This window comes from Roseitalea porphyridii, from assembly GCF_004331955.1.
Classification (GTDB): domain Bacteria; phylum Pseudomonadota; class Alphaproteobacteria; order Rhizobiales; family Rhizobiaceae; genus Roseitalea; species Roseitalea porphyridii.
The window spans coordinates 1,918,505-1,938,519 of sequence record NZ_CP036532.1; the positions used below are offsets into that span (position 1 = coordinate 1,918,505).

Annotated in this window: 17 protein-coding genes; all 17 read left to right on the top strand. The window is 58.2% G+C overall.

Features of this window, described 5'->3' with window-relative positions; genetic code table 11:
- Positions 1 to 9: 9 nt before the first annotated feature.
- The 17 genes from E0E05_RS09415 (at position 10) to E0E05_RS09495 (ending at position 19,889) form a co-directional block, all read left to right on the top strand.
- Positions 10 to 1,386, top strand: coding sequence for a glutamate-1-semialdehyde 2,1-aminomutase (locus tag E0E05_RS09415; RefSeq protein ID WP_131616477.1), 1,377 nt, complete (start codon positions 10 to 12; stop codon positions 1,384 to 1,386).
- 43 nt (positions 1,387 to 1,429) lie between these two features.
- On the top strand, positions 1,430 to 2,986 hold the full coding sequence (gene pseG, locus E0E05_RS09420; RefSeq protein ID WP_158629324.1) for a UDP-2,4-diacetamido-2,4,6-trideoxy-beta-L-altropyranose hydrolase: 1,557 nt from the start codon (positions 1,430 to 1,432) through the stop codon (positions 2,984 to 2,986).
- Entirely contained in the window at positions 2,983 to 4,023 is a 1,041-nt protein-coding gene (pseI, locus tag E0E05_RS09425; RefSeq protein WP_131616479.1) for a pseudaminic acid synthase, read from the top strand. Before pseG ends, pseI begins: the two co-directional genes overlap by 4 nt.
- A 40-nt stretch (positions 4,024 to 4,063) precedes the next feature.
- Positions 4,064 to 5,326, top strand: a complete 1,263-nt coding sequence (locus E0E05_RS09430; protein WP_158629325.1) for an oligosaccharide flippase family protein — start codon at positions 4,064 to 4,066, stop codon at positions 5,324 to 5,326.
- Positions 5,327 to 5,463: 137 nt separating this feature from the next.
- Positions 5,464 to 6,210 carry a class I SAM-dependent methyltransferase gene (locus E0E05_RS09435; RefSeq protein ID WP_158629326.1) on the top strand — a complete coding sequence of 249 codons (747 nt, stop codon included), beginning with the start codon at positions 5,464 to 5,466 and terminating at the stop codon, positions 6,208 to 6,210.
- A gap of 130 nt (positions 6,211 to 6,340) precedes the next feature.
- Positions 6,341 to 7,147 carry a class I SAM-dependent methyltransferase gene (locus tag E0E05_RS09440; RefSeq protein WP_158629327.1) on the top strand — a complete coding sequence of 269 codons (807 nt, stop codon included), beginning with the start codon at positions 6,341 to 6,343 and terminating at the stop codon, positions 7,145 to 7,147.
- Positions 7,137 to 8,462: a hypothetical protein gene (locus E0E05_RS09445; protein WP_131616483.1), complete on the top strand. Its 1,326-nt coding sequence runs from the start codon at positions 7,137 to 7,139 to the stop codon at positions 8,460 to 8,462. The genes E0E05_RS09440 and E0E05_RS09445 overlap by 11 nt, the downstream gene beginning before the upstream one ends.
- A 105-nt stretch (positions 8,463 to 8,567) precedes the next feature.
- Positions 8,568 to 9,704 carry a hypothetical protein gene (locus E0E05_RS09450; protein WP_131616484.1) on the top strand — a complete coding sequence of 379 codons (1,137 nt, stop codon included), beginning with the start codon at positions 8,568 to 8,570 and terminating at the stop codon, positions 9,702 to 9,704.
- Positions 9,705 to 9,878: 174 nt separating this feature from the next.
- Positions 9,879 to 10,979 carry an N-acetyl sugar amidotransferase gene (locus E0E05_RS09455; protein WP_244597652.1) on the top strand — a complete coding sequence of 367 codons (1,101 nt, stop codon included), beginning with the start codon at positions 9,879 to 9,881 and terminating at the stop codon, positions 10,977 to 10,979.
- Positions 10,980 to 10,984: 5 nt separating this feature from the next.
- Positions 10,985 to 11,602 carry an imidazole glycerol phosphate synthase subunit HisH gene (gene hisH / locus E0E05_RS09460; RefSeq protein WP_131616485.1) on the top strand — a complete coding sequence of 206 codons (618 nt, stop codon included), beginning with the start codon at positions 10,985 to 10,987 and terminating at the stop codon, positions 11,600 to 11,602.
- Positions 11,603 to 11,652: 50 nt separating this feature from the next.
- Entirely contained in the window at positions 11,653 to 12,345 is a 693-nt protein-coding gene (locus E0E05_RS09465; protein ID WP_244597654.1) for an AglZ/HisF2 family acetamidino modification protein, read from the top strand.
- Between the two features lie 32 nt (positions 12,346 to 12,377).
- The gene (locus E0E05_RS09470; protein ID WP_131616487.1) at positions 12,378 to 14,498 is read left to right on the top strand and encodes a bi-domain-containing oxidoreductase; all 2,121 of its coding nucleotides are present in this window, start codon (positions 12,378 to 12,380) and stop codon (positions 14,496 to 14,498) included.
- Entirely contained in the window at positions 14,495 to 16,300 is a 1,806-nt protein-coding gene (locus tag E0E05_RS09475; protein ID WP_131616488.1) for a heparinase II/III family protein, read from the top strand. The genes E0E05_RS09470 and E0E05_RS09475 overlap by 4 nt, the downstream gene beginning before the upstream one ends.
- A gap of 71 nt (positions 16,301 to 16,371) precedes the next feature.
- Complete coding sequence (locus tag E0E05_RS09480) at positions 16,372 to 17,523, top strand: glycosyltransferase family 4 protein (protein WP_210215691.1); 1,152 nt, start codon at positions 16,372 to 16,374, stop codon at positions 17,521 to 17,523.
- Positions 17,524 to 17,527: 4 nt separating this feature from the next.
- Positions 17,528 to 18,121 carry a sugar transferase gene (locus tag E0E05_RS09485; RefSeq protein ID WP_131616490.1) on the top strand — a complete coding sequence of 198 codons (594 nt, stop codon included), beginning with the start codon at positions 17,528 to 17,530 and terminating at the stop codon, positions 18,119 to 18,121.
- Positions 18,118 to 18,744, top strand: a complete 627-nt coding sequence (locus tag E0E05_RS09490) for an acetyltransferase (RefSeq protein ID WP_131616491.1) — start codon at positions 18,118 to 18,120, stop codon at positions 18,742 to 18,744. Before E0E05_RS09485 ends, E0E05_RS09490 begins: the two co-directional genes overlap by 4 nt.
- A 53-nt stretch (positions 18,745 to 18,797) precedes the next feature.
- Positions 18,798 to 19,889: a DegT/DnrJ/EryC1/StrS family aminotransferase gene (locus E0E05_RS09495; protein WP_280176631.1), complete on the top strand. Its 1,092-nt coding sequence runs from the start codon at positions 18,798 to 18,800 to the stop codon at positions 19,887 to 19,889.
- Positions 19,890 to 20,015 lie beyond the last annotated feature (126 nt).

Sequence of the window (20,015 nt, forward strand, 5' to 3'; positions counted from 1 at the left end):
AGTTCCGGAATGCCCTACTTCAACATGTCGGCCGAGCAGATCTCGCGGGCGATGCACGAACTCATTCCCGGTGGTAACCACACATACAGCAAAGGGGATGACCAGTTCCCCGGCAATGCGCCCAAGGTGATGGCGCGGGCCAAGGGCGCCTACTGCTGGGACGTCGAGGACAACGAGTACCTCGACTGGGCAATGGGTAATCGCGTGATGTCGTTGGGACACGCCAACGATCATGTCGACACGAAGGTTTTCGAAGCAATGAGGTTGGGCGCCAACTTCACGCGGCCCGGCATCCTCGAATATGAGTTGGCTGCCTACCTGACCGATCATTGGCCATGTGCGGAGATGGTCAAGTTCGGCAAGAACGGCTCCGATGTCGTCACCGCAGCGGTGAAACTGGCGCGGGCATACACTGGCCGCCCTTACGTCCTCGTTTGCGGTAGCCATCCGTTCTTTTCGATCCATGACTGGTACATTGGTTCGACCGAGATGAACTCGGGTACCTTGCCCTCCGAGCGGCCATACACACTGAAGTTCATCTATGGTGACCGCGGCAGTGTCGAAGCTGCATTCGCCGACTATAAGGACCAGATCGCGGCACTGATACTCGAGCCGGTGAAGAATGACTCGCCTTATGCCGACCCGCGACCATCCGACCTAACGCAATCCGGCATGAACCGCAACGGCGACAACACCGGCAACTTCTTGCAGTATCTGCGCGAAAAGACGGAGGCTGAGGGCACCGTTCTCATCTTTGACGAGATGATTGCGGCAATGCGGTTCGGATCACGCGGTGCGCACCATCACTACGGCATCCTTCCGGATCTGGCGACTTTCGGAAAAGCGATCTCAAATGGCTATTCCTGCTCGGTGTTGGCAGGCAAAAGAGAGATCATGGACCTGGGTGGAATTACACATGATCGCGAGCGGGTGTTTCTGCTGTCGCAGACGCATGGCTCTGAAACGGTCGGATTGGCCGCAACGCTTGCAACAATGCGGTTCTACAACGAGCACAATGTTGAGGACCACATTTGGTCGATCGGGCGGGCTTTGAAGGCGGCGGTCACCGACACGGCCAGGGCAAAAGGCCTGTCGGAGCGCGTCAGAATAATCGGCTTCGAAGCCAACCCGCAAATCCTCTGCTTCGACGAAAGCGGCGCCTTCTCCAGCACGCTCAACACGCTTTTTCATCAGTACATGATCGAGGAAGGCGTGCTTATTCCGTGGATTACCATTACGCACGCACATAGGATGGCTGAAGTCGATCGAACGGCTGAAGCATTGGATCGAGCTCTGACACAACTCGAGTCGGCCATCGCCGCTGATGCTGTGGATCGATTGCTCCTGGGGCCAGCGCAGAAGCCGGTGTTCAGGAAATACAATTGAGGCCGCGCCAGTCACCCGGCGCACGGCAAACGATGGCGGTCGCGTGTCTGATCTGACCGATATGGTCGCCTTCAGGACGGACGCCTCGACCAGGCTCGGCATCGGACACGTGATGCGTTGCCTGGCACTTGCCGATCGCCTCACCAGTATCGCGATCATGAGCATTTTCTTCTGCCGGGAACTGCCGGAGGCCCTCAAGGGCCGACTTGAGCGACACGGACACCGAGTTCACCTTTTCGGTGATGCCTCAACGCCCGCTGGCGAGGTCGCCGAAATTGCCCAAGCAATAAGGGAGCTACCGAATAGGCCAAAGACGTTGGTCTGCGATCACTATGAACGCGATGGCACCTGGCAGGCGAGACTTCGCGATGTCGTGGAGCGGTTGGTTGTCATCGACGATCTGGCCAACCGAAGTCATGACTGCGATCTCTTGGTGGATCCGTCTGTCGACCGTCGCCCGGAGGACTATTCGGGATTGGTTCCTGGCGAAGCGATTGTTTTGACGGGCACGAGATTTGCCATGTTGCGGCCTGAGTTTGCCCTATTGCGTGAACAGACGACGGTCGAGGCGGCGGCCACCGTTCGCTCACCGCCGTCGCGCATCGTCGTTTCCATGGGTGGCAGCGACGAACCGAACGCGACCGGATACGTGCTGACGGCTCTTGATGCATTGGAGCCAGCTATTCGTGACACGCTACACATTGACGTGGTGGTTGGCGGCGGTTGTCCCCATGTCCCCAAGCTTCGCGAGCAGGCCGACCGGCTTGGGTTGAATATCACTCTGCATGTCGACACCGAAGACTTGGCGGACATACTGGCAAGTTCAGACCTCGCCTTTGGTGCTTCCGGTGGCTCATCTTGGGAACGATGCTGCCTTGGCGTGCCGACCATCACACTCGTGCTTGCCGACAACCAACGTTACATTGCTGAACGGCTTGCAGGCCACGGCGCTGTCATCAACCTTGGGACCTGGCCCGACATCAGCCATGAGTCCATACGTGCGGCATTTCTTTCCCTTCACGGCAACACGGCAGCACTGGCAGAAATGCGCACCGCCGCCCTAGCCATTTGTGACGGACAAGGTACGCGGCGTGTCGTCGAAGCAATCGTCGGCTACCGCATGACGTCAGGGCAGGCGATCGCCTTGCGTCCGGCGCTTGCCGACGACGCAGAGACACTGTTCCGATTTCAATCGGCGCCGGGCGCGCGGGCGCATTCTCGCAACCCGGAACCACCCAGTTGGGAGGGGCATTGCGCGTGGTTTGCGCGGCGGCTATCGCAGAGTTGCAGTCCCTTCTACATGGTCATGGCCGGGGACGTAGTGGTTGGTATGGTACGGCTCGATCGCCGTTCAGCGGATGAGGAGGAGTATGAAGTCTCCATACTGATCGATCCCGCGTGGCACGGACAGGGCCTTGGTCTTGCCTCCCTTAGGCTGTTGCGCCTTCGACATCCCGGCCTGCAGATCGTGGCAAATGTCAGCCCGAAGAACCGCGCTTCACAGGCAGTCTTTCGGCGGGCGGGCTATGTGAAGGTTTCCCCCGACTGGTATGAATTGCGCGCAAACTCGCCTGGTATCGGCAAACGAGGTGCATCATGAAGATCAACGGACGCAGCATTGGCCCGGATCATCCTCCGTACATAATCGCCGAGCTATCGGCCAACCACAACGGCGACATTGAACGTGCTTTCAGGATCATGGAGATTGCGCGCGACAGTGGTGCGGACGCGCTGAAGATTCAGACCTATTCCGCAGACACGATCACGATCGAAAGCAATCGGCCCGAGTTCCAGATCAAGGGCGGCCTTTGGGATGGCCGGAGCCTCTACGAACTCTATAAATGGGCGCAAATGCCCTGGGATTGGCATGAACCGCTCTTCCAGAAGGCCCGCGATCTCGGCATCACCATCTTCAGTTCGCCTTTCGACTTCACGGCCGTAGATCTGCTTGAGAGCCTGAATGCGCCGGCCTACAAGATCGCCTCGTTTGAAGCTATCGACTTGCCGTTAATCCGCTACGTTGCCCAGACGGGCAAGCCGATGATCATTTCCAGCGGCATGGCCAACGCCGACGAGATCCAAGACGCTGTTGCGACGGCGCGTGAGGCGGGCTGCGACTCAATCGTCGTTCTGCAGTGTGTCAGCGGCTATCCGGCGCCCGCCGAAGAGTACAATCTGCGCACGATTGCGGACATGAAGGACCGGTTCGGCGTTCTCGTTGGCCTGTCGGATCACACGATCGACAACGTAGCCGCTGTTACATCGATCGGAGTGGGCGCCTGCGTGATCGAAAAGCACGTCACTCTGGACCGTAACGGCGGCGGGCCAGATGACAGTTTCTCGCTGGAGCCCGACGAGTTGAGGGCGCTTGTGCGCGACGCAAACATTGCCTGGAAGGCGATGGGTTCGGCCAGCTATGGGCAAAGCCCGAGCGAGAAAGGCAATGCACAGTTCCGCCGATCGCTTTACGTCGTCAAGGACGTTGCAAGGGGTGAGACCTTCACGAACGACAACGTGCGAAGCATCCGCCCTGGAATAGGCCTCGCGCCCAAACACCTTGATGACGTGCTTGGCAAGACCGCAAGCAAGGACATCGAAAGAGCAACACCCATGTCGCTGGATCTGGTCACTAAGTAGGCGGTTGTGTCAGTGGACTCAAAGGGTACGGAAAGCCGGCTTGCAGCTTAAGGCGCTACTCTCGGGGTCGGCCATCTACCTTGTCGCCAGCGTTCTGGCGGCCGGCCTTCCGTTTCTGTTGCTTCCCATATTGACCCGTTACCTGTCGCCTGCAGAGTTTGGGTTGGTTGGCATCTTTCAGGGTCTCTACATTTTCTTTCTCGCAACCTGCGGCCTCAGCATAGCCGGCGCGATAGTACGTCAATCCTATGACGTGGATCGGGAGGGAATTGCGGTCTATATCTTCAACGCCTTGCTGATCCTCGCCGCCACCACCTCTTTCTTCGTGGTCGTCATCTGGGCATTTGGCGGCCAGTTGTCGGCCTGGCTCCAGATTCCACCCGAATATCTCTACCTTGCGCTTGTCGCGGCGGCGATGGTCTTCGTTCTGAATATCCTTCTGGGCCAGTTTCAGGTTGGGGAACAGCCGGTCCGATATGGCGTGTTCCAGGTTGGTCACAGCCTGCTGAACATTTCACTCAGTCTGGTGGGTGTCGTCATCCTTTCGGCCGGCGCCATGGGCCGCGTGGGCGGTATCGTCGTTGCGGCAATAGCCGCGGGACTTGTTGCCCTGCTCGTTCTGAGGAGGATCGGACGGCTGAGCCCGCGGTTCAATTCCGGCGACGTGAAATCAGCGTTGCGTTTCGGAATCCCATTGCTGCCTCACGAACTCGGTACGTTCCTGCTGAACTGGCTTAGCCTGTTCGTGCTCAACACCATGCTCAGCGCAAGCCATGTCGGCATCTATCTGCTCGCCTTTCAGGTGTCGATGGTCCTTGGCGTGATCTGCGATGCGTTCAACAGGGCCTATGTGCCGTGGCTGTTCTCGATACTGAAGACAGGCGATGCTGACGATCGTGCCTCGGTCGTCCGGCTGACTTACGTTTACTTTGGTGGCCTGTGCGTCGTCGTCCTACTTGGCTTTGCCCTTTCGCCTTGGTTCGTATCTCTAGCGTTTGGCAGATCATATGCTGATGCGGCATGGATGATCGGGTGGCTGCTGCTAGGTCAGGCTCTGGGGGGCGCTTATCTCATGGTGACCAATTATATCGTGTACGCGAGACGAACTGAACTGCTCTCGGCGATTACAATCTTCGCAAACGCGGTCAACATCATTGTTTTGTTTACGTTAGTGCCGGCAGTTGGTGTCGCCGGTGCAATCATCGGCTTCGTCCTGACACGCGCACTCATCTTCCTGTTGACATGGGCCTGCTCAGTCCGTCTCGTGGCGATGCCGTGGCTCACGCCCCGTGTTGCTCAGTGATTATGGATCCGTGCCGCATGCGGATGGCGCCTCGGATAGAGGATTCAGTGATTGCATCGCATGAAAACCCGGAGGGACGCCCGCGCGGTCCCCGATCTTGGCCGGACCATGCCCGGCTCGTCAAAACAGGCAGCGAAATGGACAGTAAGAAAGCCGCTGACGATTGGACAAGCTTCGATGAACGTCAGCTCGCCTATCACACAACGCAATGGAAGAACCCCAAGGAGTCCACGAAAGCGTTCGAAGCCTTTATTGCCCACCGGTTGGATGGCTCGCGCAGAATCATCGATCTCGGCGCCGGTACAGGAGCGGCGACAGCCTTTCTGGCGGGACGCCACCCGGCAACCGATTTTGTAGCGGCCGATTATGTGTCGGATTTTCTTCGCATTGGCGAGAACGTCGCAAAGAACCAGGGATTGGACAACCTCGCCTTTCGGCAACTCGACTGGATGGAGATGCCCGAAACAACCGAGTTTGACGGGGTAGTATCCCTTCAGACCCTGTCATGGCTGCCAGAGCCGGTTGAGCCGCTCGTGCAGGTATTCACGAAGCTCAAGCCAGAGTGGTTCGCGCTCACGTCGCTATTTTACGAGGGGGACATCTCCTGCACCATATCTGTGCACGAGCATGTCACTGGCCAACGCTTCTTCTATAACGTGTACGCCATCCCTGAAATCCGGCGGGTATGCGCCGAGCACGGTTACCACATCGCGTCGACGAAACGATTTGAGATCGGAATTGATCTCGAAAAACCGGACAATCTCGATGCAATGGGGACATATACCAGACGCGTAGTGACAGAGTCGTCGGATACGATCGAACGCCTGCAAATCAGCGGTCCGATCCTCATGCCATGGCATATGCTGCTGATAGAGCGGAGCTAGCGGCGTTGTGAATGCTCCCACCATGCACGAGACGTGCCCAATCTGCGGCCACGGCGGTCTAGTGGTTTTGGAAGTTGCCAGTCACCTCAGATACGACGTTTGCGGCAAATGCGGGGTGTGCATAAAGCATGTGGAGTCGGCAAGCGCGCAGGAGGATTTCGCATCCAGTCAGAATGCGTACTACGAGGAGACCATCGAAGATCCGTTCGCTGAACCCTCAGCGATAATGCGTGAGCGGTTAGCACACCGTGCTCGGGTGCTGCAGCGATATATCAAGCCCGGCAGCTCGGTCCTCGAAATCGGGCCAGGCGGTGGGCAGGTCGCTGATTGGCTCTTGCGAAACAACTGTGACTATCTGGGATGTGAGATATCCAAGGAGCTGACAAAAAGACTTAAGGCCAGAGGTATCCCTGTCGTAAACAATGATTTTGAGATGCTTCCCTCCGTCGATGCATTCGACTTGGTGCTCTCATTTCACACGATCGAACATGTCCCCGAGCCGCAATCACAACTCACGAAAGCATTTTCGATCGTGAAGCCTGGCGGTTTCTTTATCATCGCGACACCGAATGCGCGATCATGGGAACAACGCTTGTTTTCAAAGCTGTCAGCAAATTTCGACGTTGGACATCTGCACGTATTCTCACCAAGGTCTTTAGTCATGATGGCGGAGGCTGCCGGTTGGCAGGTTCACGCCTCCTCGACGTCAGAATACACGTCGGACTGGCTGCGTATCCTTAGCAAGGTATTGCGGCGGTTCCGCAATGAGGACGAGGTTGCTTCGGCAGGAAAGTACTCGCGTATGGCGGCATCCGGCGGTGCCGACCGCGCGATTTCCCTTATTTCGGCAGTCACCGCGCCGCTGCGGCTTGTTCAGGCATCACTTGGTGGTGGAAACGAGATCGTGCTGGTCTTGCAGAGGCCGAATGCACGTTGATCACATGACGAGATCGCCGGACAGAAGCGGCGCCGCAAATCCGATCCGGATCCTCGTCTTCGATTGCTGGCTGCCGGGGTTTCTGTACGTTCGCCACCTAGCCGATACCGAAGGGGTTTCGCTGACCTTCGTTCACAATTCCGAGCGGCAGCTTGGAACACCGGCCCGGGAATACAAGGACTTCAAGGAGCGCCTTTCGCCGCCTGACTGGGTAAAGGACTTCGGCGATTACGATCACCGGTTCGCGACGCTGTTCGACACGGAAAAGCCGGACGTCGTGCTCGTTACGTCGATGCACTATCTTGAATGTCGGTCTGCACTCCTGTTTGCAGCCGACAGGGGCGTGATGAGAGCGTTCATTCCGCATGGGATTTTTCTTCTTGATCGAAGCAAGGTGATCGGGTCACCCAAATCCGTGTTCGACCGCGTCAAGCGCCTGTTGGAGAAGCTTCCCCGGGCCGTCTATTACGGCCGATTCTTCTGGAGCGCGCATTTCCAGCGCGAGCGAGATCAACGAGGATCGTTCCTGGCGGCCTTCTCGTGTTTTCTGGATCTTCTCTCCAACTACTCCAACTGGCAGTGGGCGCCCTCGCCGCAGGCTCAACGATATTACGCTCGCTTACTCGATATCGGGATCGTATATGACGCCCAACTTGCAAAGTACTATTCGCAAAATCTTGGAGCCATTGTGGACGGAACCGAGTTCAAGGTATCGGGGACGCTGGACAGCGGCAAACTGCGTCGGGCGCTCAGTGTGGCACGGAAGTCCGGTGCGTCCGCGCCGGTGCCACCAAAGGTGGCGTACTACGTCTCGAGCCCCTACCCCGAGGACTTTTCGGCAAGCGGCGCGAGGGCCCTGGCGGATCTGTTGATGACGCTTCGATCGTTGGTCCAGTCAGCCGGTTGTGAGCGCCTGATCTACCGGCCCCACCCTGGAGAACCAAGTTGGTTCGTTGACGCGGCGTGTGCACAGCACGGTATTGAGTGCGACATATCGCGCGACCTCTCCGGGTTCATTAATGCGAGCCTTGTGTGCGGCACCAGTTCAAGCTTGCTTTACAACGCAATCATATTGTCGAAGCCGATTCTGACCGTTTCGTCGGAGAAGTTCAAAATGGATGCGCCCTATTACGAGCCTCTGATCAGCTACCCCCGAATTGCAGTCGATCTGGATAGGGCCGTCGATGTATTGATAGAGGAGAATCGCGAAGCACTCGTTTCGGCATTGCGAAGCAGCAGTACCACGCCTGAATCTGCAGTCTCAGATCCTGTCGAAGTCCTGTTGGAGACAGTTCGTTCAGAACGTGCATCATGACGCCTCCCCAGCCATATCTGGCGGGGCGCAGCCAGCAGACCACAGAAGCCGGGCTTCTGTGATTCATTAAGGAGAGTCATGGTTGGTCGGACGCATATTGCCAGCATGACTGCCGTATTCACCGCGTTCATGATCTTTCAGATCTACGCGTTTCTCATCTACGACCCGATTCTGCTGGCAGGGGGGGCAGGCTTGATGGCCCTGGTTGTGGTTCATGGTCATCACCACATATTGCGGCGAGAATTGACTGCTTCGAGGCTAGTACTCATCACGATCATCGCGGCGTTGACGCTCGCTCTTCCGTTTGCCCTCAATCAGACTCTGGTCTCCTCCTATCACTACACGATCGGTGTGACTTCGATCCTGGCCGCATACATATTTTCCCGATTCCCGCTTGAGACGTATCGTAGCCTTCGTCTTGCGCTTGTGGCCCTGCAGTCTTACACGATCTGGTTCTTGTTAACGACAACGCACACCGTGTTTCCACTCGATTACATGATCGAGGGATCGAGCAGTAATGGTATCACGTCCGTTCTCGTTATACTTCAGGCTGCATATGTCGGTATAAGTTTTCATGTCCGGCGAAAGGCGGCCATAATAACGTCTCTGGCAACACTTTACATTGCTTTGGAGGGCTTTGGCAGAGGATCCATCCTTTCAGCGGCAATGATCTGTTTCCTCATGCTGCCCTTATATTTTCTTTCGATTCGGACAGCAGCAGGGCGCCTTGCTGTGATCCTTGTGGCCTTGATAGTACTTGCCTTCTTTGTGCCGCGAACAATTGACGTGGTGAGTAATTACCTCGTGAACTCCACGAAGCTATCGCAAGGTCTTCTGGACCCGGCGAGAGCCGAGATGTATCGCGATTATCTGGCCAAAATTGACCCTGTTACCTTCTTCACCGGTACTGACTTTGAAGGAACAAGCATCGAGGCCAAGTATAACGGCAATCCTCACTCATCACTGATCCGGGCCCATCACCTCTTTGGCATTCTCTATCTGCTGGCGGTCCTGGGTTCGCTAGCAGGTGCAGTCCTGGCGACCCGCACGTGGGTAAGTCTCTTCATCACGGGTGCGCTGATATCGATCATCCTGTTCCGATCGGTAAGCGAACCGGTCATTTTCCCGACGGCAATGGACTTCTTCGTTTTCGTGTTCCTCTTCATCGCTTGCGGCTCCCCCCGCAGTCGGGCGAGTCGAGCGGTCCGAGAAGCGCCACGTGCAGGCATCGCCGTCTCCTGAAGTGAAGTTGCGACCTCTCAAGATCAGGCGAGGTACGGCGATTGCCGCCACCGCGGCATTGAGTTAGTGCGAGCCATCGCAGGGCATTGGATGCCTCTTTCAACCGAACCAATCGTGGACCAAGCAAAAGGCCGTGTAGCAATGCCCGAAATGATAGTGTGCACCAATTGCGTGATGGACACGACCGATTCGGCAATCACTTTCGATGAATGCGGCGTTTGTGATCATTGCCGCGATTTTCAGGAGAACGTCTCGCCGAACTGGCATACCGATGAACGCGGGCGCGCAGAGCTCTCGGCGATCATCGACCAGGTGCGCAAAGCCGGCAAAGGACACGACTTCGACTGCCTGCTCGGCCTCAGCGGAGGCTTGGACAGCTCGTTCATGTTGCATTGCCTGGTCAAGGATTTCGGCCTTCGACCGCTGGTGTTTCACGTGGATGGTGGCTGGAACAGCGATCTCGCAGTCAACAACATCCAAATGCTCGTCGAAAAGCTGGGGCTGGATCTCTTCACAGAGGTTATCGATTGGGAGGATATGCGCGACTTCCAGCTTGCGTTCTTCAAGTCTGGAATTTCGCAGATCGACATTCCGCAGGATCATGCCTTCATTGCTACGCTCTACAAGTTTGCGAACCGATACAACGTCAAATATATCATGAACGGCGGCAACATCGCCACGGAAGGCGTTCGCAACCCGTTGGAATGGCTGTACTACGGTACAGACATGTGGCTGATCAACGACATCCGCAAGCGGTTCTGCACGCGGCCGCTGACCCACTACCCTTTCAGCTCGGTGCTGTTCCACAAATTCTACTTGCGCTACCTTCGCGGAGTCCAAGTTGTCCGACCGTTAAATTACATGCCGTACTCGAAGGACCTCGCGATCAATACGCTGCGCAATGAATACGGTTGGCGGGCGTACCCGCAAAAGCACTTCGAAAGTCGTTTCACAAAGTTCTTCGAAGGTTACTGGCTGCCGACCAGGTTTGGATACGATACGCGAAAGGTGCAGTTCTCATCATTAATTCTGACGGGCCAGATGACGCGGAATGAAGCGCTGGAAAAACTCAAAGTACCAGCCTACGACCCCAGTACGATCGATGATGAATTCGCCTATATCGCCAAGAAGCTGGGCATCAGTGTGGAGGAACTGCGTCGCTACCATACAATGCCGCTGAAGAGCTATAAGGACTACCGTAACCAGGAGGCGCTGTTCAGGATGGGCGCCAAGGTTCTCCGCGCGGTCGGCATCGAACGCTCTATCAAGCGGTGACCGCCATGTTATGCATCATCGACTATGGCTCAGGAAACATCGCGGCGATCGCCAACATCTGCGAGCGCGAGCGCATTCCGCATATCATCACCCATGATCCCGCCCGCTTCGACGCAGCAACGCATTTCCTTCTGCCTGGCGTCGGAGCCTTCGATCCTACCGTAGAGACGCTGCGCGTCTCGGGCATTCTGCCCGCGCTGGAAACGGCGGTTATGGAGCAGCGGAAACCGATCATGGGCATCTGTGTCGGCATGCATCTACTCGCTGATAGCAGCGACGAGGGCAGGCATCAGGGGCTCGGCTGGATTCCGGGCCATGTGACCCGCATCGACATCCAAGCTCTCAAGCAGCCACCGCATCTGCCTCATATGGGCTGGAACGACATCGCAGGCGACCCGGGCGATCCCTTGCTGATGGGAGTCGATCTGGAGCGCGGGTTCTATTTCCTCCACTCCTACTTCTTCGAGCCACACAATCCTGAAGATGTCGTGGCGACAGTGACCTACGGTACTGAGCTGCCCTGCATTGTGCGCCGGGGGCACGTGATCGGGGCACAGTTCCACCCCGAAAAGAGCCATGCAAACGGCATTCGGCTGATCAAGAACTTCGTGGGCGTCGCCTGATGCTCAGGTCGCGCGTCGCTCCCTATCTTCTGCTCCGTGGAAAGGGTCTGGTGAAGACTCAGAAGTTCGGCAATGCAAAGTACGTGGGCGATCCGATCAACGCCGTGAAGATCTTCAACGAGAAGGAAGTCGACGAGCTCACTCTCCTGGACATCGACGCCACTGCCTCCGGCCGCGGTCCAGACCTCACCCTGCTCAAGGACATCGCCGCAGAAAGCCGAATGCCGCTGTGCTACGGCGGCGGTGTACAGGACGCGGAAATGGCCGCCAGAATCATCGCGCTTGGGTACGAAAAGGTCTCCGTCAGCCACGCGGCGCTGGAGCGGCCAGCGCTGGTACGAGAAATGGCCGACCGCATTGGACGGCAAAGTGTCGTGGTGACGATCGATGTCAAGAAAGAAGGTCTCTTGAGCGGTAAGCACAAGGTCTATTCCCGCAACGCCAAGCAAGCGCACAAGGTCGACCCCATCGACTTCGCCATGAAATGCACCGAACTGGGTGCCGGCGAAATAGTGCTGAACTCAATCGATCGTGACGGCATGATGCAGGGCTATGGCTTGGATCTCGCGCGCAAGCTGCGGGGATCTATCACCACGCCGATGACCGTGGTCGGCGGCGCCGGTTCGATTGACGATCTCCGTGCCTTGACCAACGAATTGGGACCGGTCGGCGCCGGCGCCGGCAGCTTGTTTGTATTCAAAGGCAAGTATCGTGCAGTGCTGATCAGCTATGCCCGCCCCTGACGCACCTCCCAGTCGCTTATCGTAAAGAGACGATGAAACAGATCCTCCAGAACCTCTCCACTGGCGAATCCCAACTCGTGGAAGCGCCGGCTCCGCAGGCGCGGCAGGGAAGTCTGTTGATCGACACGACCGCATCACTCATTTCCACGGGCACTGAGCGCATGCTCGTGGACTTCGGCAGATCGGGTCTGATCGCAAAGGCTCGTGGTCAGCCCGATAAGGTGCGGCAGGTCCTCGACAAGGTGGCCACCGACGGGCTGATGAGTACCGTCGACGCCGTGCGCTCGAAACTTGGGCAGCCGATCCCGCTGGGCTACTGCAATGTGGGCGTTGTCCGCGAGTCAGGGGCCGATCGGTTTCGAAAGGGCGACCGGGTGGTTTCGAATGGGCCGCATGCAGATGTTGTCTGCGTGCCGAAGAACCTCTGTGCCCGTATTCCTGACAATGTGACCGACGAGTCAGCCACTTTCACCGTGGTCGCCAGCATCGGATTGCAGGGCATACGTCTGGCCCAACCGACCCTGGGCGAGGCATTTGTGGTTACCGGCGCAGGATTGATCGGCCTGCTGACCGTGCAGATGCTGCGGTCGCAAGGATGCCGGGTGCTGGCCATCGATTTCGATCCGGAGAAGCTGGAACTGGCGCGCACTTTCGGAGCGGAGGTGTGCAACCCAGCCGCAGGTGAAGACCCTGTTGAAGCGGGTTTTGCGTTCAGCCGCGGCCAGGGAGTGGATGGTGTCATCATCACGGCTTCAACCAAATCCAACGATCCGATCGCTCAGGCCGCACGGATGTGCCGCAAGCGAGGGCGCATCATCCTGGTGGGTGTGGCCGGGACGAACCTCAATCGCGCAGATTTCTACGAGAAGGAACTGAGCTTTCAGGTTTCCTGCTCCTATGGTCCGGGCCGTTATGACCCACAGTATGAGGAACACGGTCACGATTACCCGGTTGGCTTCGTTCGTTGGACCCAGAAGCGCAATTTCGAGGCCGTCCTCGACCTGCTCGCTTCGGGTGCGTTGAACGTCGCACCGCTGATCAGCCACCGGGTGCCGTTCGATGAAGCGCCACGCGCCTACCAACTCCTGTCGACCGACAAGACGGCCCTGGGGATCCTGCTGACCTATGGCCATGCCTCAGAACCGCGCCATTTGCGCAGCGTATCCTTGACGGAAACGCCTGTTTCCAGTTCGGCAAAGGCGGTCGTTGGCTTCATCGGGGCCGGGAACTATGCCTCGCGCGTACTGATCCCGGCTTTCAAGGCCTCCGGGGCTTTCCTGCACACCATCGCCTCGACCGGAGGAACGAATGCCGTAGTGCATGGTCGCAGGACGAGCTTTGCCAATGCGACATCAGACACCGAGGCGCTGATCGCGGACCCGGACATCAGCGCCGTCGCAATCGTGACCAGACACAACAGTCATGCCCGTCTGACGCAGCAGGCCCTGCGCGCAGGCAAGAATGTCTTCATCGAGAAACCCTTGGCCCTGACTTACGAGGAGCTTGACGACGTCAAGGCTGCTTACGCCGAAAGCAGGAAGCACCTGATGGTCGGCTTCAACCGCAGGTTCGCGCCGCAGGTGCAGACCATGAAAGGCCTGCTCGACAAAGTGAGAGCGCCGAAGAGCTTCGTCATGGTGATGAACGCTGGGGCTATTCCAGCCGACCACTGGACACAGGATCCGGCGGTCGGAGGAGGACGAATTATCGGCGAAGCATGTCACTACATCGACCTGATGCGCTTTCTCGCGGGCACGCCGATCACATCGGTCCAGGCGCAGCGCATGGGCGACACCGACGCCGAGGCCGTGACCGAGGACAAGGCCGCAATTACGCTTGGTTTTGATGACGGGTCGTTCGGCACGATCCACTACCTCGCGAACGGCGGTGCGTCCTTTCCCAAGGAACGTGTCGAGGTGTTCGTCTCTGGGCGTACCCTTCAGTTGGATAACTTTCTCAAGCTAAGGGGATACAACTGGCCAGGTTTTCGGAAACAGAACCTCTGGCGGCAGGATAAAGGACAGAGGGAATGCGCTGCTGCCTTCGTCAAGGCAGTCGAGGCGGGCGGTGCGGCGCCGATCCCTGCCGAGGAGTTGTTCGAAGTCGCCAAAGTCACCATCGACGCGGCCCGGATCCTGCGTTCACAAGGATGAGACGCCTGAAACGACTGCGGACCTATGCCCGCATCGGACCGGCAAGCATCGCGCGGGTGGCTGCTTATCGGTTGGGATTGATGACCGGTTGGCATCCGGCTCTTCGGCTCTCCGCAGCGGTACCTGCTCGGCCTTTCTTTCGCGCTTCGGAACGGCGGGGAGACGTGCCCTCACCTAACAAGGCATGGGACGATGCCCTGCATTGGTTCGGCTGGTACCAAAGGCCGCTGCCATCTGATACGCCCAACTGGTTCGGCAACCCGTTCTCGGAAACGCGCCAGCCAGACGCCTCACGCGATTGGTGGCGTATTTCCGATTTTGGCGCCGGCGACATCAAGGGGCTTTGGGAACTCTCGCGTTTCAACTGGGTCTTGGCGTGGTCCACCAAAGCAGCCGACGGGGACACTGCTGCACTGAAGCGGATGAACCATTGGCTGGCTGATTGGGCCCGAGAAAACCCGCCCTACAAGGGCCCGAACTGGAAATGCGGGCAAGAGGCATCGATCCGCGTGCTGCATCTCGTTGCGTCCGCTTGGGCACTCGGTCAGGATCGCGCCCCGGAACCAGGCCTTGTCGATCTCACGGCCGCCCATCTGCAACGGATCGCATCGACCATCTCGTACGCAATAGGCCAGCAGAACAATCATGGCACTTCTGAAGCTGCAGCGTTGTTCATTGGCGGAAGCTTCCTCTCCGGAAGTGACCCTCGCGCCGAGACCTGGGCGCGTACGGGCCGGCGTCGTCTGGAAGAGCGCGCTGCAACCCTGATTGAGCCCGATGGTAGCTTTAGCCAGTATTCGGTGACCTATCACCGGCTCATGCTGGACACATACGCACTTTCCGAAGCCTGGCGGCGGCATCGTGGCTTGCCCGAATTTTCCACCCGTTTGCGTAATCGCCTGGCTGCCGCAACGGACTGGCTCTGGAGCCTCATCGATTCTAAATCCGGCGATGCTCCCAATATCGGGGCCAACGACGGGGCGCACCTGCTGCAACTGACTGGCGCCGACTATCGCGACTTCCGCCCTTCGGTCCAACTTGCGGCGGCCCTGTTTCGCGGGGCCGATGCTTTTGGTCCGGGACCGTGGATGAAGCCGCTTCGTTGGCTCGAGGTCGCCGATGGAAAGTCCATCGCTTCACCGCATAGTCAAAGCTTCAACCATGGAGGCTATCATGTTCTCCGGATCGGATCGGCAATGGCAGTACTGCGCTATCCGCGGTTCCGCTTCCGCCCCAGCCAAGCCGATGGCCTGCATGTCGATCTCTGGCGTGATGGGATCAATCTTCTGCGCGATGCGGGAACTTTCAGTTACAATGCCGAAGACTCCGAGTGGTTTTCTGGCACGGCGGCTCACAACACGATCGAGTTTGACGGGCGCGACCAGATGATCCGCCTTGGGAGATTTCTGTTTGGTGACTGGCTCAGCGCCCAATCCGTCGAGGCCGTTCGCGACGACGGCGACGCGGTAACCGCGGCGGCGGCCTACACTGACGCCAAGGGGGCACGGCATCACCGCACCATCACGCTGACCGCCGATGGAATGCTTTGCCGAGACGTCATATCTGGAAACTTCCGCGAGGCCTGTCTACGGTGGCGCTTGGCGCCTGGCCAATGGCAACTCGACGACACCATTATTCGCAGTGGAACGTGCTCGATCTCAATTGAGGTCGACGGTGTGCCGATGCCTCCGACAATTGGAGCTACTATGGAATCCCGCCACTATCATCACAGAGCGGAGATCCCATTCATCTCTGTCAAGGTGAACCGGGCGGCGACTATCGTCACCGAGATCACCTTCTGATTATGCACGTCCTCTACTTTCATCAGCACTTCTCGACCCCGCAGGGGTCTGCAGGAACGCGGTCTTACGAGATGGCCCAGGCACTCATCCGAGCGGGACACAGCGTCACGATGGTTTGCGGTCGCTATGCGCAGGGTGAGACCGGGCTGAACACGCCGTTCGCAAAGGGGCGTCGGCGCGGGGTGGTTGATGGTATTGACGTGATCGAGTTTGATCTCGACTACGGAAACCACATGACGTTTGTGCAGCGCGTCGGGGTGTTTGCGAAGTTCGCATTCGGCTCAATAGGGGTCGCCCTGCGTGAGCCTGCTGATGTCGTCTTTGCCACTTCGACGCCGTTGACGGCTGGCATACCGGGTATTTTTGCGCGCTGGCTCCGAAGCAAGCCCTTTGTTTTTGAGGTGCGTGATCTATGGCCCGAACTTCCTAAAGCAATGGGCGTCATCACCAACCCGATCCTTCTTGGACTAATGTCGATGCTGGAGTGGGCGTCCTATCACTCGGCCAATCGACTGGTCGGCTTGTCGCCCGGGATCGTTGAAGGGATCGCTGCACGCGGCGTCGACAAGTCGCGTATAGCGATGATCCCGAATGGGTGTGATCTTGGTCTCTTTGCAAGCCCTCTTGAGGTGTGGCGTCCCGAGGGCGTGCAAGATGACCAGTTACTTGCCATCTTTGCTGGCACGCATGGCAACGCAAATGGGCTCGATTCGGTCTTGAATGCCGCCGCGGTGCTCAAAGAGCGGAGCCGAGACGACATCCGGATCGTCTTGGTCGGCCAAGGCCGTGACAAGCCAGACCTGCAGGCCCGCTCGCGCGCCGAGAACCTCGACATCGTGTTGTTCCTCGACCCCGTCCCAAAGACCAGGCTAGCAGGGCTGATGGCTGGCGCCGATATCGGGCTCCAGGTCCTGCGGAATGTGCCAGCCTTCTATTACGGCACATCGCCGAACAAGTTCTTCGACTACATATCGGCCGGGTTGCCGGTGCTGAACAACTATCCAGGTTGGCTCGCGGGGCTGATTGCGGAGCATGATTGCGGATATGCAGTGCCGCCCGATGATCCGGCAGCTTTTGCAGATGCGCTGATCGGCGCCGCGGAAGGCCGCCATGGCCTGAAAAGGATGGGAACTAACGCCCGCCAGCTTGCGGAGGATCAATTCTCGCGGAGCCTCCTTGCCAGCAAATGGGTCGACTGGCTCACGGGCGCAGGGCGAGCATGAAACGATGAAGCGGACACTGGACATCCTCGGAGCTCTGTTCGGCTTGGCTCTCTTGTTCCCGGTTCTTGCGATCGTTGCTCTGCTCATCTGGTGGAAGATGGGATCGCCCGTTCTCTTCTGCCAAACACGGCCCGGGCTCCACGCCAGGCCCTTCAAGATGGTGAAGTTCCGGACGATGCGCGATGCGATTGATGCCAACGGAACCCCCCTGCCCGATGCGGAAAGGCTCACCGGGCTTGGCAGTTTCCTGCGGTCATCATCGCTCGACGAGTTGCCCGAGCTTTGGAACGTCCTGAAAGGTGAGATGAGCCTGGTCGGGCCGCGCCCGCTGCTGATGGAGTATCTGCCGCTCTACAACGCAACCCAGGCGCGCCGGATGGAGGTTCGTCCCGGCGTGACCGGTTGGGCGCAGGTCAATGGGCGAAATGCGATCTCTTGGGACGAGAAATTTGCACTGGATGTCTGGTATGTCGACAATCGGAGCTTGGCATTGGATCTGAAAATAATCTGGCTCACAATCTGGAAGGTGTTCGGTCGCAGCGGCATTTCCGCGGCGGGCAAAGCGACCATGTCCAAGTTCACCGGGAGCAAATCTTGAGCAGACTAATCGGTGTCTATGGGGCATCGGGGTGCGGACGCGGCATCATGCCTCTGTTACGCGCGCAATTCCCGCAAAACGAACTTGTCTTCATCGACGATGGACAGGCGCCCGGGCACGTCAATGGCCATGAAATCGTTGACTGGACTGACTTTCTCGAACGTGATGACGATGAGAGGGCCATCAGTATCGCCGTCGCCAAGCCGAATGTCCGTCGTTTTCTCGCCGAGAGATGCGCGGCGGCCGGAATTCCGTTGATTGAGGCACGGGCGGCCTCTGTCGTCCAGATGGACGACGTCTCTATCGGAGAGGGCGCATGCCTATCGCCATTTGTAACTCTGACATCCAATATTCGGATCGGTCGGTGTTTTCACGCCAATCTTTATTCGTATGTCGAGCACGACTGCGTCATTGGCGATTTCGTGACGTTTGCGCCTGGAGCCAAAGTCAATGGAAGTGTCACGATCAGAGACGACGCCTATATTGGCTCGGGCGCGGTCATCCGGCAGGGCGTGACCATCGGCAATGGAGCGATCGTGGGCATGGGGGCGATCGTGACTCGTGACGTGCCGTCGCGTTCGACCGTCGTTGGAAACCCCGCCAAACCGCTCGTCGACGTCTGATCATGCGCATTCACCTCTCCCGCCCACATATGTCCGGCCATGAAGAAGCCCGAGTGGCCGAAGCATTTGCATCGAATTATATCGCTCCGCTTGGCCCACAGTTGGAGGCCTTCGAAGCGTGCGTGCGGGACTATCTTGGGGATCAAGACCTGCATTGCGTCGGGCTATCCTCTGGATCGGCAGCGCTGCACCTCGCCTTGCGAATTGCGGGTGTCGGCCCAGGCGACGAGGTCTGGATCTCCTCGATGACATTCGCCGGCGGCATCTTCCCGGTGAGTTACATGGGCGCAACGCCGCGCTTCTTCGATCTAGACCCGGCCAGCTGGACGCTCGACACTGCCCTCCTTTCCCAGGAGTTGGCCAAGGCCGCGGCCGAGAACCGCTTGCCCAAGGCCATTGTGCCCACCGACTTGTATGGCCAGTCCGTCGATCTCGATGCGCTTGAGATCCTTGCGGCTCAGTATGACGTCCGCCTGATTCTTGACAGCGCCGAGAGCTTCGGCGCCGCCTACAAGGCCGGCCGAAAGGCGGGCACCGGCGGTGACGCTGCGATCTTGTCGTTTAACGGCAACAAGATCATCACAACTTCCGGCGGCGGCATGCTGGTGACGCGTCACGGGAATTGGGCAGATCAGGCAGGCTTTCTGGCAACGCAGGCCCGCGATCCTGCCCCGCATTACGAGCACTCCACCTACGGATACAATTATCGCCTGTCCAACATCTGCGCGGCTATCGGGCTGGGCCAGATGAACGTTCTGGACGCCCGCGTTGCGCGCCGTCGGGAAATCTTCGCACGCTACGAGGCCGCCCTCGCCCGCCCGGGCGTCGCATTCATGCCCGAGCCCGAGGGGCTGCGGTCGACCCGCTGGCTCACCGCGCTGACGATCGATCCAGATCGCACCGGCGTGAGCCGGGAGGACATCCGTCTCATGCTTTTAGAAAGGCAGATCGAGTCCCGGCCGCTTTGGAAACCGATGCATATGCAGCCGCTCTACGCGGGCGCGGTCTATCACGGAACCGGAGTCGACGAGCGCCTCTTCACCAACGGCCTTTGCCTGCCGTCTGGTAGTGACATGACCGATTCAGAGCAAGATGAGGTAATTGCACTGATCTCTGCCCTGCTTGACCAGCGCACTCAAGACTGAACGGAAAAGGGTTTGACAGATCATCAGCCCGCGAAAAACAGTGATATTGGCTCAGTCATACAGACACTTCAATATTGTTTGATCAATAGATAGATACGTATTTTAATAGCAGGAAGTGTATCAGAT

Excerpts from the sequence above, each read along its gene's own strand:
- E0E05_RS09415 (WP_131616477.1), top strand. The coding sequence starts at position 10 with ATGCCCTACTTCAACATGTCGGCCGAGCAGATCTCGCGGGCGATGCAC.
- pseI (WP_131616479.1), top strand. The coding sequence starts at position 2,983 with ATGAAGATCAACGGACGCAGCATTGGCCCGGATCATCCTCCGTACATA.
- E0E05_RS09435 (WP_158629326.1), top strand. The coding sequence starts at position 5,464 with ATGGACAGTAAGAAAGCCGCTGACGATTGGACAAGCTTCGATGAACGT.
- E0E05_RS09445 (WP_131616483.1), top strand. The coding sequence starts at position 7,137 with ATGCACGTTGATCACATGACGAGATCGCCGGACAGAAGCGGCGCCGCA.
- E0E05_RS09450 (WP_131616484.1), top strand. The coding sequence starts at position 8,568 with ATGACTGCCGTATTCACCGCGTTCATGATCTTTCAGATCTACGCGTTT.
- E0E05_RS09455 (WP_244597652.1), top strand. The coding sequence starts at position 9,879 with ATGGACACGACCGATTCGGCAATCACTTTCGATGAATGCGGCGTTTGT.
- hisH (WP_131616485.1), top strand. The coding sequence starts at position 10,985 with ATGTTATGCATCATCGACTATGGCTCAGGAAACATCGCGGCGATCGCC.
- E0E05_RS09470 (WP_131616487.1), top strand. The coding sequence starts at position 12,378 with ATGAAACAGATCCTCCAGAACCTCTCCACTGGCGAATCCCAACTCGTG.
- E0E05_RS09475 (WP_131616488.1), top strand. The coding sequence starts at position 14,495 with ATGAGACGCCTGAAACGACTGCGGACCTATGCCCGCATCGGACCGGCA.
- E0E05_RS09480 (WP_210215691.1), top strand. The coding sequence starts at position 16,372 with ATGGCCCAGGCACTCATCCGAGCGGGACACAGCGTCACGATGGTTTGC.
- E0E05_RS09485 (WP_131616490.1), top strand. The coding sequence starts at position 17,528 with ATGAAGCGGACACTGGACATCCTCGGAGCTCTGTTCGGCTTGGCTCTC.